General features: G+C 44.1%; 14 protein-coding genes. 8 read left to right on the top strand and 6 right to left on the bottom strand.

The genetic code is table 11. The features are described from left to right. From HOO90_RS10435 to HOO90_RS10425, 3 genes are all read left to right on the top strand, one after another. Window positions 1-328 (top strand): hypothetical protein (locus HOO90_RS10435; RefSeq protein ID WP_292842762.1); only part of this gene is annotated, 328 nt, incomplete at its 5' end. Window positions 329-630: 302 nt separating this feature from the next. After that, complete coding sequence (gene lgt / locus HOO90_RS10430; protein ID WP_292842760.1) at window positions 631-1416, top strand: prolipoprotein diacylglyceryl transferase; 786 nt, start codon at window positions 631-633, stop codon at window positions 1414-1416. Window positions 1417-1658: 242 nt separating this feature from the next. Further along, window positions 1659-1844 carry a hypothetical protein gene (locus HOO90_RS10425; RefSeq protein WP_292842758.1) on the top strand — a complete coding sequence of 62 codons (186 nt, stop codon included), beginning with the start codon at window positions 1659-1661 and terminating at the stop codon, window positions 1842-1844. 147 nt (window positions 1845-1991) lie between these two features. Here HOO90_RS10425 and HOO90_RS10420 read toward each other — a convergent pair whose 3' ends face one another. Beyond that, window positions 1992-2183: a YbdD/YjiX family protein gene (locus HOO90_RS10420; protein ID WP_292842756.1), complete on the bottom strand. Its 192-nt coding sequence runs from the start codon at window positions 2181-2183 to the stop codon at window positions 1992-1994. 25 nt (window positions 2184-2208) lie between these two features. Then, the gene (locus tag HOO90_RS10415) at window positions 2209-4278 is read right to left on the bottom strand and encodes a carbon starvation CstA family protein (protein WP_292842754.1); all 2070 of its coding nucleotides are present in this window, start codon (window positions 4276-4278) and stop codon (window positions 2209-2211) included. A gap of 180 nt (window positions 4279-4458) precedes the next feature. Here HOO90_RS10415 and HOO90_RS10410 point away from each other — a divergent pair, with 180 nt between their 5' ends. Together HOO90_RS10410 and HOO90_RS10405 are read left to right on the top strand one after the other, a co-directional pair. After that, complete coding sequence (locus HOO90_RS10410) at window positions 4459-6264, top strand: ABC transporter transmembrane domain-containing protein (RefSeq protein WP_292842766.1); 1806 nt, start codon at window positions 4459-4461, stop codon at window positions 6262-6264. 215 nt (window positions 6265-6479) lie between these two features. Further along, entirely contained in the window at window positions 6480-7454 is a 975-nt protein-coding gene (locus HOO90_RS10405) for a GGDEF domain-containing protein (protein ID WP_292842752.1), read from the top strand. 10 nt (window positions 7455-7464) lie between these two features. On the opposite strand, the gene HOO90_RS10400 is transcribed toward HOO90_RS10405, so the two are convergent. The 3 genes from HOO90_RS10400 to HOO90_RS10390 are packed head-to-tail and all read right to left on the bottom strand — an operon-like array spanning window position 7465 to window position 10159. Continuing rightward, entirely contained in the window at window positions 7465-8700 is a 1236-nt protein-coding gene (locus tag HOO90_RS10400) for a DUF4010 domain-containing protein (RefSeq protein ID WP_292842750.1), read from the bottom strand. Window positions 8701-8726: 26 nt separating this feature from the next. Continuing rightward, window positions 8727-9401 (bottom strand): DNA repair protein RadC, encoded by a 675-nt coding sequence (radC, locus tag HOO90_RS10395; RefSeq protein ID WP_292842748.1) that lies wholly within the window; start codon window positions 9399-9401, stop codon window positions 8727-8729. Beyond that, a complete protein-coding gene (locus tag HOO90_RS10390; protein WP_292842764.1) occupies window positions 9401-10159 on the bottom strand; it encodes a hypothetical protein in 759 nt (252 codons plus the stop codon). Before HOO90_RS10390 ends, radC begins: the two co-directional genes overlap by 1 nt. Before the next feature lie 126 nt (window positions 10160-10285). Here HOO90_RS10390 and coaBC point away from each other — a divergent pair, with 126 nt between their 5' ends. Next, window positions 10286-11461, top strand: a complete 1176-nt coding sequence (gene coaBC / locus HOO90_RS10385) for a bifunctional phosphopantothenoylcysteine decarboxylase/phosphopantothenate--cysteine ligase CoaBC (protein ID WP_292842746.1) — start codon at window positions 10286-10288, stop codon at window positions 11459-11461. Window positions 11462-11519: 58 nt separating this feature from the next. Then, complete coding sequence (locus HOO90_RS10380) at window positions 11520-12065, top strand: hypothetical protein (RefSeq protein WP_292842744.1); 546 nt, start codon at window positions 11520-11522, stop codon at window positions 12063-12065. Between the two features lie 33 nt (window positions 12066-12098). Here the strand turns inward: HOO90_RS10380 and HOO90_RS10375 are convergent, their stop codons facing one another. Continuing rightward, complete coding sequence (locus HOO90_RS10375) at window positions 12099-13061, bottom strand: trypsin-like serine protease (RefSeq protein WP_292842742.1); 963 nt, start codon at window positions 13059-13061, stop codon at window positions 12099-12101. Window positions 13062-13293: 232 nt separating this feature from the next. Between HOO90_RS10375 and HOO90_RS10370 the strand changes: the two genes are divergently transcribed. After that, entirely contained in the window at window positions 13294-13788 is a 495-nt protein-coding gene (locus HOO90_RS10370; RefSeq protein WP_292842740.1) for a hypothetical protein, read from the top strand. Window positions 13789-14057 lie beyond the last annotated feature (269 nt).

Below are 14057 nucleotides of genomic sequence, written 5' to 3'. Positions count from 1 at the left end.
CCTTGGTGAACGAATGGCCGAACTCATTGAAATGCCTTTTACATTCGTGATTATCTTGCTTTCTGCAAGATTCATCGCAAAACGTTTTGCACTTGCAGCATCGACATTCGTCCGTTTGGCGGTTGGTTTTTTAGCGCTGGGTCTTGCGCTCGCAGCTGAAGTATTGCTTGCCGTCGCCATTCAAAATCAATCAATTGCTGAGTTTATCGCAAGCCGTGACCCAGTGTCTGGAAGCGTTTTTCTGGGCATGTTACTGCTGTTTGCGCTGATGCCGCTTATTGTCATGCGCTCGCCTAGTGGCTTGGCTCATAATTCAGACCGTAAATAGACCATAAACGCTTAAGCTATTTTTCAGCCCTTTAGGCCAAGTTTAAATTTTTGGCATTCTAACTTTGTAAAACCATTGCCCTAGCATGCCCGTCCCTATTGGCTCGCAGGGCAGTTGTTTTAACTATTTTTAGTTAATGCTATAGACTTAAGCCACTGCTGGCCGACGTATACCTTTCAACTAAATCATTCGACCAACTTCAAGCCTCCTATATAAAAATCTGTTATTGCTTTATTTAAGCCTTTAACAACAAAACTTAGGTAAAATTCAGCCTTCACTTAATTAGATTATCGCATTTACTCATGTTTGTTCACCCTCAGTTTGACCCTATTGCTATTCATCTTGGCCAGTTTGGTGTTCACTGGTATGGCTTGATGTATTTGATTGGTTTTTTAGCTTTTTTAGGCTTAGGCAAGTGGCAGATTAATCACCGCACTTGGCATGGCTGGACGTTGCCAATGCTGGATGATGCCTTGTTTTTTGGCGCATTAGGCGTGATTTTGGGTGGCCGTTTGGGTTATGTGTTGTTTTATCAGTCCAGCTATTTTATGCATCACCCCGCCGAAATTTTGGCGGTTTGGCAGGGCGGCATGAGCTTTCATGGCGGGTTTTTAGGTGTATTAGTTGCAATGGCGTTGTTTGCGCGCAAATATCAGCTTAAATGGCTGTCGATTATGGATTTTGTTGCGCCCTTGGTGCCAATTGGCTTGGGCGCTGGGCGTATGGGCAATTTTATCAATGGCGAGTTGTGGGGCCGTGTGACCAATGCCGAGTTCGGCATGGTGTTTCCTAAAGTGGATAACTTATTGCGCCATCCTTCACAATTGTACGAATTTGGCCTCGAGGGCATTGTGTTGTTTTTGATTCTTTGGATTTATTCCGCTAAACCGCGTGAAACTGGGGCTATTTCCGCCTTGTTTTTAATCGGCTACGGTAGCTTTAGATTCTTAGTGGAATACACCCGCGAGCCTGATGGCTTTTTAGGCTTGCTTTCTATGGGTTTTAGCATGGGTCAGTGGCTGAGTTTGCCGATGATCGTTCTTGGCGTTTGGATGTGGATTCAGGCGCAGAATAAAAAGTTTTCTTAAACATATTCATACCAAAATATTGACCTCAAAACGCTTGCTTAAGCTTATCTTTTTGCAATTGACGAAATTTGACAATAATCGATTAAATGTTGACAGCGAATGTCAGGTAAAAAGCCTAACCCGGCTTCAATGAAATATTAAATTCATTTAAATTCAATAGCTTAAATGTAAATATATTCACCTAAAATAATTGGCATACACTTTGCTTATTGGAATGTGTAGCATTATTAAAGTGAATGAAAATGAAAAACTTATTGCAAAATTTATTTAAAAAAGAGCCTCAATCCAATTTTATGGCAACAGATTTTCAAGAAATTAAAACTTACTCTAGTAAAAAGCGTAAAAGCGCAAATAACTCGGAGTACGAAGTTGAAAAACCGGCTGAGATTGATGAAATGCAGATTGATAAGATTTACCAAAGCTTGTAAACAAAGGCTAATAACTTTGAACTGCCTCTAAAAAGTGCCTAGCTTTTTAGTGTTTTTAAGTAAGTTTAAATAACACACAACGTTTGCGCTACGCCCAGCCAGCCAGCCAGCCAGCCACTTCAACAATACGTAAACACCCGTTACATTTCAACAGCAACGCTTAACACCTTTCCACTTGTTATCTTGCCAAAGCTTAAAGAACTCCTTACGAGAGAGTGCTGGCGGCGCATCCACGGCTGATACATGAAATTCTGCATGATGTTTTAAATATACTTCGTAAGCGTCATCTCCAGTGAGCTGACGCAGTATATGCCACAAATGTTTAATCTTTCTTAACATTGCGAATGCCTTATTTATTATTGGGCTAATCTCGTACCCAGTTTTCCACTAACCGACTTGGCTCATGCGCCACTTCAGAAAGCGGCAATACTGGCTTGCCTGCTAAATATTTATAGGTCGCGTAAAGCATGTCAATAATCACCACCCATAACACCGCAACAAAAAATAGCGTTAAATAAGCGTCTAGTTGTTGGTTAAAAATCAACTGTGGGGCCACGGCAGCTTTTTCTGGAGGCAATGCGCCTGCTGCCAGCTTACTTGCCAAATCATTCGCGGCAGCAAAAAAACCAACGCGAATATCATCACTGAATATTTTTTGCCAGGCTGCCGTGCTGGTAATTATCACCAGCCAAACCAAAGGCAAACCTGTAATCCAAGCGTATTTCAATTTGCCCGATTTAACTAAAATTCCTGTGCCTACACATAAGGCAATGGCTGCCAGCATTTGGTTCGCAATACCGAAAAGCGGCCATAAAATATTCACGCCACCGTTTGGGTCAATGACACCGATATACAAGAAATAGCCCCAACCTGCCACCACTAAGCCACTAGTGAAAATCACCGAAGGCATCCAAGAAGTTTCACCCATTTTTGGCCAAACATTGCCCAGCATGTCTTGCAACATAAAACGGCCAACCCGCGTGCCAGCATCGAGCGTGGTGAGAATAAAAATCGCCTCAAACATAATGGCAAAGTGATACCAGATGGCTAGCATGCCTTTACCAAAAGCACTCCCAAATATGCTCGCCATGCCAACAGCCAAGCTGGGCGCGCCGCCGGTGCGGGCAAACAGACTACTCTCGCCCATGTCTTTAGCAAGTTGGTTCATTTGCTCAACCGTCACCGCAAAGCCCCAGCTATTAATTTTTGCAATCGCATCCACCGCCTCTTTACCCACCACACCCGCTGGGCTATTGATGGCAAAGAACACACCTGGCTCAAGCACGGTGGCGGCAATCATAGCCATAATCGCCACAAAGCTCTCAAGTAACATGGCGCCGTAACCAATCATGCGGATATCGCGCTCGTTAGTGAGTAGTTTGGGTGTTGTGCCTGATGAAATAAGTGAATGGAAGCCAGAAATGGCGCCACATGCAATAGTAATAAAGACAAAGGGAAACAACTTACCGCCAAAGATTGGCCCAGTGCCGTCGGTAAACTGGGTAAATGCCGGCATGTGGACCTGCGGCTGCAAAATAACAATGGCGACAGCCAATAAAATAACTGTGCCTAATTTCACAAAAGTCGATAAATAATCACGTGGTGCAAGCAATAGCCAAACTGGCATGACCGCCGCGGCAAAACCGTAAGCAATAATCATCCACGCCAAAGGCAACCCATCGTGATCAAAAAAACTGCGTAAAGTTGGGTTGTGGTCTACCCAACCGCCGCTAACTACCGCCAGCAATAGCAATACCACACCCAGCGTTGAAGCTTCCAGCACCCGCCCAGGACGGAAATTACGCATGTAAAAACCAACAATCATGGCGATGGGTATAGTGGCGGCTACTGTTGAAGTGGCCCACGGGCTGTGTTTCATGGCGTTAACCACCACCAAGCCTAATACGGCAATTAAAATAATCATGATCATAAACGTGCCGATTAAGGCTGCGGCACCGCCAATTGGCCCGATTTCATCACGCGCCATTTGCCCCAAGCTACGTGCATTCCGGCGGGTAGAGAAAAACAATGTGACCATATCCTGCACGGCACCACCCAGCACTGCACCGATTAAAATCCATAAAGTGCCTGGCAAATAGCCAAATTGCGCCGCCAATGTTGGGCCAATTAACGGGCCTGGGCCTGCAATAGCGGCAAAATGATGCCCAAATACGACCCATTTATTGGTAGGAATAAAATCACGACCATTGTCGAGTCGTTCGGCAGGAGTGGCGCGTGTTTCATCCACCATCAGCACTTTGGCTGCAATCCAAGCCGCATAAAATCGGTATGCAATGGCATAAACACAGGCAGCTGCGGCAATAAACCACATTGCGCTAATGCTCTCTCCACGATTCAACGCTATGGCACTAATGGCCAAAGCACCCAAGACGGCCACTGCCAGCCAGCCTATAAATTTTAAATTTTTGTGCATAATATTAAATTCATCATAATGGGTGAATAATTGATTTGTAAGTATAAATCAGACCAGCAAGCAATTTAATACTTTCGTGGTTACTTTGCTTAATTAGCAGGCCCCATCAGCATAATGAACCAAAACCCCGATTGATTGCCAGTTATACTAAGCATCATCATCGTAAATGAATTGAATCCTATGCAAGTGACCAGTGAAACCTCTACGAAAACTCCCGCCAAAAAACTTTCATCATTAAGTAATTTGTGGCCATTTTTGCGCCCTTATCGCTCCAGAGTATGGCTGGCGTTTGTTTTACTCTGCTTAGGTTCAGCCACCTTACTGGTCGTGCCGCTGGCTTTTCGCGATTTAATTGATTTTGGCTTTGTCAGTGAGTCGGCTACCATGAAATCGCATAATGGCCTGATTGGCGCTTTAAGCCTAAACGGGCATTTCTTGGTGATGTTCGCACTGGCAGTGTTTTGGGCCTTGATGATTGCTTCGCGCTACTATACGGTCAGTTGGGTGGGCGAGCGTGCAACGGCAGACTTACGCAGCGCCGTGTACGCACGCGTGATGACGCAATCACCGCAATTTTTTGAAACCACGCAAACGGGCGAAGTACTGTCACGCCTCACGGGTGATACCACCCTGATTCAAACGGTAGTGGGCAGCTCAATCTCCATGGGCTTACGCAGCCTGTTTCAATTTATAGGCGGCATGGTGATGTTGGCTGTCACCAATTTGTATTTATTCTCGCTAAATATAGGGCTGATGCTGTTGCTCATTTTGCCCATTATCATTATCGGCCGCTCAGTAAAAAAACTCTCACGCGAATCGCAAGACCGCATCGCCGATAGCTCGGCCATGGCAGGGGAAATTTTGAATGCCATGCCAACAGTACAATCGTACACACAAGAACACCGCGAAATTGCGCGCTTTAGCAAAAGTGCCGACATTAGCTTTACTACAGCACTCAAACGCGTGCGTGTTCGTGCCATGCTGACCATGCTGATGGTTACCGCGACTTTGGGCACGATTATTTTTGTACTTTGGATAGGCGCACGTCAAGTGAGTGCTGGCACCATGACCGGCGGCGAACTCGCTTCTTTTGTGCTGTATGCCATGATGGTGGCGGGGGCCGTGGGCACCATGGCCGAGGTTTGGGGCGATGTGATGCGTGCGGCAGGTGCAACCGAACGCTTACTTGAATTGCTACATGCCGATGCGGCGATTAAAGAACCAGCGCATGCGCAAAGCCTCAATAACGTAAGCAACGCGGCAATTGAATTTAAAAATGTTGTGTTTCATTACCCATCGCGCCCGCAAATTGCCGCCTTAAATAATATTTCGCTCAGCATTGCGGCGGGCGAAACCGTTGCGCTGGTTGGTCCGTCTGGCGCGGGCAAAACCACCTTATTTCAGTGTTTGCTCCGATTTTACGAAACCAATCGTGGTGAAATCACTATCAATGGCCAAAACATCAATGCATTAAGTTTGAATAGCCTACGGAAAAATATTGCCGTGGTGCCGCAAGATGCCGTCATTTTTTCTGCCAACGCGCTAGAAAATATCCGTTATGGCAAACCCGATGCCAACGATGATGAAGTAATTGCAGCCGCTAAAGCGGCGCAGGTCGATGAGTTTATTCATCGACTACCCGAGGGTTATCAAACCTTTTTAGGCGAGCGTGGCACGCGACTTTCTGGCGGGCAACGCCAGCGCATCGCCATTGCGCGCGCCATATTAAAAGATGCGCCAATTTTGCTACTAGATGAAGCCACCAGCGCGCTGGATGCCGAGTCAGAAATTTTGGTTCAGCAAGGCTTAAACGCAGCCATGCAAGGCCGAACCACCTTAATGATTGCGCATCGTCTGAGTACCGTGCAAAAAGCCAACCGGATTATTGTGTTAGAAAATGGCCGCATTGTTGAAATCGGCAGCCCCACTCAACTACGTGAACAAGGTGGACTTTACGCGCGACTTGCAGAACTACAACTCGCTTAAAATGCTTTTTGTGTGTAAATACGCTTGCATATGCAATAAAAAATCTTAATATGCTGTTCAGAAAGGGAGATTTTTGCCGTTATTTACGTTATGCTAGGCATGCAAATGGCTACTTAATGGACTTCAATCCAACTTAAATGCGTAGCTTAAGTATTATAAAAATTTGCTAGCACTATATTCGTTTTAGACTATTTGTTTCAACTTAAAAGATAATTATGATTAATATCACCGCAGAATTGTCCGACCAAGATCGTCAGTTAATTCACCAATCCAAGATTTTCAAAGGGGTGAATATTGAAGACTTATGCCATTTAATTGCAGAATGTGAGTTGTTTGCCATCGCTTCAGGACAAACACTGATTTACGCCGATACCCATAACGAATATTTTTACGTGTTACTCACTGGTTCGATGAAAGTGTATCTTGATGCGGAACTTATCGAGCAGTCTATTCCAATTTTACCAGGTGACTGCGTTGGGGAAGTTTCGCTCTTTGATGGTGCAAATACTTCGGCTGAAGTAGTAGCTGCGAGTAATTGCCGCATCTTAAGAATTAACGAAGAAACGCTCTGGCGTTTGGTTAGAGCTTCTCATAGCTTCGCCCGAAATTTACTATTTATATTAGCCAAGCGTTTACGTAACGACAATGTGGCCATTATCAATGGCTTTCGCCATCAACAAGAACTGGAAACCATTGCAAATGTCGATGGCCTCACAGGCTTGTTTAATCGCCGTTGGATGAATGAATTTTTCAAACGCCAGATTGGCCGTGCACTCAATGACAACAAGCCCTTAGCCTTGATACTGGCCGACCTTGACCATTTTAAAAACATTAACGATGTCCACGGCCACATGGTCGGCGATGAAGTGTTATTTGCGGTGGCTTCGGTACTTACCAAGCAAATTCGCCCGACTGATTTACTCGCTCGATTTGGCGGTGAGGAATTTGCCATGATTCTTCCAGACACCTCGCCTGATGAGGCTAAAATAATCGCAGAGCGTGTGCGGACCGCCATAGAATCGACCAAACTTGAGTTTGAGAATGACGTTACACAAGAAATTAGAATAACACTTTCACTTGGTGTGAGTAATTTGATGCTGGGAGACGACATTAATAATCTACTGACCCGCGCCGACCATGCACTCTATCAAGCCAAGAAGAATGGCCGAAATCGTGTGGAAGTGGGCTAATTCAAACGCGTTAAAGCAGCCACCAGCCTAGCCAAACGGCGGACACTTGAATAAACAAGCCCGGAATAACCTGGCGAGAGAAGTCTTTGCCACCACTCAAAATCGCCACAATAACTTTTGAAAAAGCGTTGACCGAAAAAGCCACCAAGATTGGAATCACCGCATTTTCTGCGTTTAAGTTGCCTGCTGCTGCCAGCGAAGCGACTGAAATTGTAGAAGCGTGCACATCCGCCAAACCCGTCACGCCAGAAGCAAACACCAACCCAGCCTGACCAAACCACGCCTTCAAAGCGGCGGATGCAAGAAGAGCCAATGCAATTACCGCCGCTAGCAAAAATGCCGTTTTTACACTAAATGAGCGGTTAGGTTGCGACATTTCAGTGCCGTTTTTGTGAAACGAGTTTAAGGTTACTACCAAGCCATACACCGCCACCGAAACGCCACCTAAAATTAATGGTACTGTTAGCGCTTGCAACGTTGGCCGATGAATAGCTGCTAATAAAAGCGTCAACTGTAAAATAGTGGATAAACAAGACAACAACGCACCCGCCACCGCGGCCCCCATCAACGCGGGCATCTCTTTAGCACGCTCACCCATGGCGCCAATGGTGGCGATACTGGAAATAAAACCTGAAACCAAACCGACGATAGGCAAACCAACGCGACCGCCTAATAATCGTAAGGCTAGGTGACCAAGCGCACTGATTGCCATGACTAAAATGACTATCAACCAAAGATTTCGCGGATTAATAGCGTTAAATGGACCAATAAATTCATTGGGGACTAAGGGCAACACGATTAGGGTAGCGGCAGCAAGAATCAAAAAATCGTTTAATTCATCTTTTGTTACCGCGCCACGCACAAAGCCGTGAATTGGCTCTTTTGCAGCCAGCAGTATTGCCGCAGTCACCGCAAGGCTAGCCGCTAACGATGGCGCGCTCATTGCCAAGCCTCCAAGAATGACGGTAAATACTAGCGTGATTTCCGTTGTTAAACCTGGATGCTTATCCACCCGAACCACATAAGCTATTGCGGCAAATACCGTGACACAAATTACCGAAACGACCAGTAGCCAAAAGTTAACGGCCGTGCTGACCGCCCCCAGCAAAGAGGCAATGGTAAAGGTACGTATTCCCGCCAAGGTTCTATCGGGATCTATGCCTTTGCTACGCTCCCGCTCGGTACCAATTAATAGCCCGATGCCTAGTGCCACGGCTAAATCAAGCCACAGTACGTTATCAATCATCTTTATAATATCCCGAAAATCAACTTTTACAACAAACCACGTTCTGCAAACGACAAGGTATTATTGCCCGCCACAATAAAATGATCCAGCACCCGCACATCGACCAAAGCTAGCGCTTGTTTTAGCTGTTTGGTGATAAGTTCATCCGCTTGGCTTTGTTGTGCAATGCCTGAAGGGTGATTATGCGCAAAAATCAGCGAGGCTGCATTATGGTAGAGCGCACGTTTGACGACTTCTCGCGGATAAACACTGGTTTGCGTCAGCGTGCCGCTGAACATTTCTTCGCTGGTTACGATTCTATTTTGAGCATCTAAGAACAATACCAGAAATACTTCACGCGTTAAATTGCCTAGCTTGAGACATAGATAATCTCGCACTTGTTGCGGTGAAGTTAATATATCTTTAACTTGCATTTGCTCATTAAGTGCACGGCGGCTCATTTCAAAAATTGCTTGCAGTTGCGCGTATTTACTGCTGCCAATGCCATTCACTTGTGTCAGTTCGCTTAACTGTGCAGAAAATATGCCATTTAAGCTACCAAACTGGGTGAGCAAATCACGGGCTAAATCAACTGCGCTTTTACCCGTGACGCCTACACGTAAAAAAATAGCCAATAATTCAGCATCAGATAACGCCTCAACGCCCAGTTCCAGCAGCTTTTCACGCGGGCGTTCACTTGCGGGCCAATCGGTGATTGCCATCATTTTCCTCCTGTAGATTTTAGTGTGGATTTTAGCCAGCCGATTTCAAATGCTGTTTTATCGCCAATCAATGTTTGCCCCAAGTTTTTAGGAATCTCTGCTTGCGTATCGCTTACCGGGATTCGCCCACCCATTAATTCAGCAAAATCTTGAGGGTATCGCGGCGACTTTTCGGGCTCCGCATAACCATCAGGGTACACAGGCAAGGTCGTGCTTAAATCATACTTATCTGTCGCACCTAGCGTATGCAACATTTCATGGGACAAAATAACCGCATTCTTTTTATGATAAGCCTGACTGCCAAACAGATTTACATAACCGACACGCCCCTTACTTAACGCAGTTGAATGACCTAGCCTATTGTGAATTGCGGGGTCGTAATACAGTAAATACATGCGTATTTTGGGCGTAACGGCCACTTTAGGGCTATTTTTCCAAGCATAATATCGAAACTTTAAACTCCAAATAATCGTTTTCAATGCTGAAGCGACCTCAGGTGGCACTGGAGGTCGACGCTCAACTCTAGCGCCTAACTGCACCTCCATTGGCCGACGCATATTCAGGCCAAAACGCTTTGCTTCGTCTGAAAAATATTCGGCAATCGGCTCGAAATCTGCTCTGGTTAAGGTCTTAATGTAACGATCAACCTCAGGGGTTCCATCAGCATTAATGGGATACACCACCACATAAAAATTATCATTCCAATCCAAATCGGCTTTGTCTAACCAAGTTTGTTTAAGCACCGTGACTAATATCATTAACAAAACAATTATTCTTAACTTGCGCCACATGAAGGTTGAATCTTTCGCAAACGTTATTAAAAAGAAAAACTAGGTTAAAATGAAGGCATTACAGACATATTAACCTTAATCTTTCACAAAAACATGCTAAAAAGCAAATCGTTAGTATTGGGCATTACAGGCGGCATCGCGGCTTACAAAGCGGCTGAGCTCGTGCGCCTGTTGGTAAAAGCTGGTGTGAACGTGCAAGTGGTGATGACCCGTGCGGCTTGCCAATTTATCACCCCCGTGACCATGCAAGCCTTGTCTGGCAAGCCCGTGTTTATTGACATGTGGGATAGCAGCATTAGCAACGGTATGCCGCATATAGAGTTAAGTCGTGCCGCCGATGCAATTTTAGTTGCACCTGCCAGTGCAGATTTTTTAGCTAAATTGGTGCAAGGCCATGCCGATGATTTACTTTCCACCCTATGTTTGGCGCGTGATTGCCCGCTATTAGTGGCGCCTGCCATGAATAAGCAGATGTGGGAAAACCCGGCAACACAACGCAATATAAAACAACTTACTGCCGATGGCGTTAATATACTCGGCCCAGAAAGCGGCGAGCAAGCCTGTGGCGAAGTGGGCTTAGGTAGAATGCTTGAAGCAGAACTACTTTTAGCATTGCTAAACACTCACTTTACACCTAAATTACTGGCTAGTAAGCGCGTACTCATTACCGCGGGCGCCACGCTTGAGATGATAGACCCCGTGCGGGCAATCACCAATTTAAGCAGTGGGAAAATGGGCTACGCCATCGCACAAGCGGCCGCCGATATGGGTGCAGAAGTGACGTTAGTTAGCGGTGCAACTGCACTTGAGGCGCCGCCAAATGTCAAAAACATCTCCGCTACCAGTGGCCAAAGCATGTATCAAGCGGTGATGAGCAATATCCTCCAACAAGATATTTTTATCTCGGTCGCCGCGGTGGCCGATTACCACCCAGTGACGCAACACTCCGAAAAAATCAAAAAAAATAAGTCGTCACTCACTCTAGAACTCACGTCGAATAAAGACATTCTTGCAGAAGTTGCCAGCCTGCCCAACGCCCCTTTTTGCGTGGGTTTTGCAGCTGAAACAGAAAACTTACTTGAGTATGCAGAAGCCAAAAGACAACAGAAAAATTTACCTTTAATAGTAGCGAATCTGGCAAGCGATGCTTTGGGTAGCGATGCAAATAGCGTTACGTTGCTGGACAAAAATGGCGCGCATCCCATCAAACGCGGACCTAAAAATGAAATTGCCAAATTACTACTAGCGCATATAATTAGCCTACTTTAGGTTTTGCTTTCTTTTGGCGCCTATTCTCGTAGTACCTAACAAAATTAGGAGTTAAACCTTGATTTCTAAATTTAGCAACAGCCCTAATCTTACCGTGTTTTTTAAACACTTTTTACCTATTCTCTTTATCATGCTCGTTGGCTGCGATTATTCGCAGCCTGAATCAAATGCGACTTTAGTTAATCTTGAAACTGAAAACAACTACGTTTCTGATGTGGATAATCTACGACAAACAGGTTTTTTAGAAATTAACCAAGGAAGTATTGCCGCAACATGGCTTGCCTTAAAGGCTAAGCCAGAGGACAGTACTTACTTGCCTGAGGAGAATGAAGTAGCACAATATGAAACACATATCGTGTTTTTATCAAAAAAATTAATCGAAGATAGACGCATGGTCGCCAATAGAACTGTGCAAATTCGAGACAAACTCGCCAATGAGAATATTCATGAATCACTGTTAAACTTACTTGAGGGCTTATCAGATGTTGCACGTGAAGGCGTTAAAGGAACTTACAGCGACTATTGCCAATGGTATCTTATTTTAAGACAAAATAAACTCAGTCATGAAGCCGCTATTAAAGAAATGAAATTAATGAAATCTTGATGCATTTTTGATGTTTACCAGAAATCTAATGTGTTACTTGAACCGAATATCTGCGCCTTGCTTGACTGCATTTTTTAGGAAACTTTGTACATCGGCATCGCCCAGTCGAATGCCATAAGCAATATAAGGATAGTCAGACAGCGGAACATCTCGATTAAAAAAACTCCAGTACGCGCTTTTGTTGTAAAAACGCTCAACATAACTCGTAATAGCCACTAAACGATATCGACCATCCTCTTCATAGGTTAACCATGGCCCACCTGAATCACCATCAGTAGGCATGGGCTCATCTACAGAATAATTACCTTGCGAATCTAATCGATTTACAGCTAATAAGGTACTAATAGACTTGATTATTTCTTGTTTATATTCAAATTGCGCTCTAGCCTTAATATGCAACATTGGGTCAAGTGCTTCGTATGTTTGCGGCATGATCTGGTAAAAATCTTGCAAGGTAGTCAATGTTTTTTTCTGACTACACCTCGGATTTTCAAGTCCCGTTTCATCGTAGCCTAAGCCAAATCCACAGAGTAAAACAACATCAACTGCGCGACCTTCCTGCTTTAGTGATATTGCATGAACCCCATCCTCCAAAGTTGCATTAAAGACCAAGATAGCAATGTCCAAACCCACATTTTTTTCAACTTCTTCAAATGGATGAAGAAAAATTTTAATGAGTTTAGCTTCAATGATGCCGCTTGCATCTGCATTATTGATGAGTAATTCTGGTAAATGGCTATCTGAATTAGTTTTTGCCTCTTTAAAACAATGTGCGGCCGTTAACAATGTTAAAGGTTTAGTACCTACTATCACGGCGCTGCAGTTACCATCGTACTCTTCCCATAGATTTGAAGAGCGTAGCAGATGCTGATGTTTAATTGTAAGGCTTACAGTTGAAACCACAATTGCAGGCGTTATATCCCCGTTTATCAAGGCATTAACGCTAACTGAATAAAGTGTGAAATAAACCAAAAGCATCACTGCAACTTTTTTCATACTTAATCCCATGACATTGACATTTAGAAAAATCTAACGTGTAAGCATAATTATTTTAAATTTCGTTAAGTTGGGCAACATAACAGATAAGTCGTTCCCTTAATAAATCTAAGAATAATTCCCTCTGTTAGGGTTAAAAAATCACGCTGAAAGGATTTGATAGAACTTTAGTTTATTTAACACACTCCACTAAGCAAGCTAGTTTCCATAATCATCAATAGGGGTAATAATTATGTATAAATTAATTTTGGTTGCACTTTCCTGCTGCTGGGCTCTTACTTCTCACGCTATCACGGTCACTTTAGATGAATCATCACTCTCGAAATTTAACAACTCAAAGGAGATATTTGACACGCCAAAGGAGAGCAATGGCGCGTATCCAGAATACCCAATTATCGGAAATTGGAATTATCAAGTTCCCAGCACAAACTGTATTGAAACATATCAATTTCAGCCAGATGGTACCTTGCGAGGCACTAGCGCAAAACAGGTGGTTGATAGCACCTACACCATTTCAAAAAAACACACACAATATGCATTTTATGAACTTAAACACCAAATAATCACAAGCAATATGGAAAAAGACTGCGATGAAGAGTTTTCTGAGGTTGGCCTGAGCGTTACGAATTTTATTAGATACGACACAACAGGCGATTTAATGCTAATTTGTGCGGATGAAAATGCCCTACTCAATAACTGTTTTGGACCACTGATAAGAAAGAAATAATATTAACCAAGATTTACCTCGCATTCTGATAAAAATCATGGTTTTCTTGATTGCTCAAGCACAGCCTGCCATATACCATCCAGGCTCCATAAATTTATAATGCGCTTTGCCATGAACAGAAAACCATTATTTTTATTGATTGCCGCTATTGTTACGCCACAGGCTTATGCTGAAGAGGCTATCAATCTTGCGCCTGTTGTTATAACTGCTACAAAAAATGCGCAAAGCAGCTTTGACTTGCCCGTTGCCATTGATGTTGTTGAGAAAAA

Source organism: Methylotenera sp., assembly GCF_013141425.1.
GTDB lineage: Bacteria > Pseudomonadota > Gammaproteobacteria > Burkholderiales > Methylophilaceae > Methylotenera.
Note: the sequence above shows the minus strand (reverse complement) of the source record. Positions and strands in the feature narration are given on the sequence as shown.

What these genes read in the sequence shown, in the direction of transcription:
- lgt (WP_292842760.1), top strand. Translation starts at nt 631, where the DNA reads ATGTTTGTTCACCCTCAGTTTGACCCTATTGCTATTCATCTTGGCCAG.
- HOO90_RS10425 (WP_292842758.1), top strand. Translation starts at nt 1,659, where the DNA reads ATGAAAAACTTATTGCAAAATTTATTTAAAAAAGAGCCTCAATCCAAT.
- HOO90_RS10420 (WP_292842756.1), bottom strand. Translation starts at nt 2,183, where the DNA reads ATGTTAAGAAAGATTAAACATTTGTGGCATATACTGCGTCAGCTCACT.
- HOO90_RS10415 (WP_292842754.1), bottom strand. Translation starts at nt 4,278, where the DNA reads ATGCACAAAAATTTAAAATTTATAGGCTGGCTGGCAGTGGCCGTCTTG.
- HOO90_RS10410 (WP_292842766.1), top strand. Translation starts at nt 4,459, where the DNA reads ATGCAAGTGACCAGTGAAACCTCTACGAAAACTCCCGCCAAAAAACTT.
- HOO90_RS10405 (WP_292842752.1), top strand. Translation starts at nt 6,480, where the DNA reads ATGATTAATATCACCGCAGAATTGTCCGACCAAGATCGTCAGTTAATT.
- HOO90_RS10400 (WP_292842750.1), bottom strand. Translation starts at nt 8,700, where the DNA reads ATGATTGATAACGTACTGTGGCTTGATTTAGCCGTGGCACTAGGCATC.
- radC (WP_292842748.1), bottom strand. Translation starts at nt 9,401, where the DNA reads ATGGCAATCACCGATTGGCCCGCAAGTGAACGCCCGCGTGAAAAGCTG.
- HOO90_RS10390 (WP_292842764.1), bottom strand. Translation starts at nt 10,159, where the DNA reads ATGATATTAGTCACGGTGCTTAAACAAACTTGGTTAGACAAAGCCGAT.
- coaBC (WP_292842746.1), top strand. Translation starts at nt 10,286, where the DNA reads ATGCTAAAAAGCAAATCGTTAGTATTGGGCATTACAGGCGGCATCGCG.
- HOO90_RS10375 (WP_292842742.1), bottom strand. Translation starts at nt 13,061, where the DNA reads ATGAAAAAAGTTGCAGTGATGCTTTTGGTTTATTTCACACTTTATTCA.
- HOO90_RS10370 (WP_292842740.1), top strand. Translation starts at nt 13,294, where the DNA reads ATGTATAAATTAATTTTGGTTGCACTTTCCTGCTGCTGGGCTCTTACT.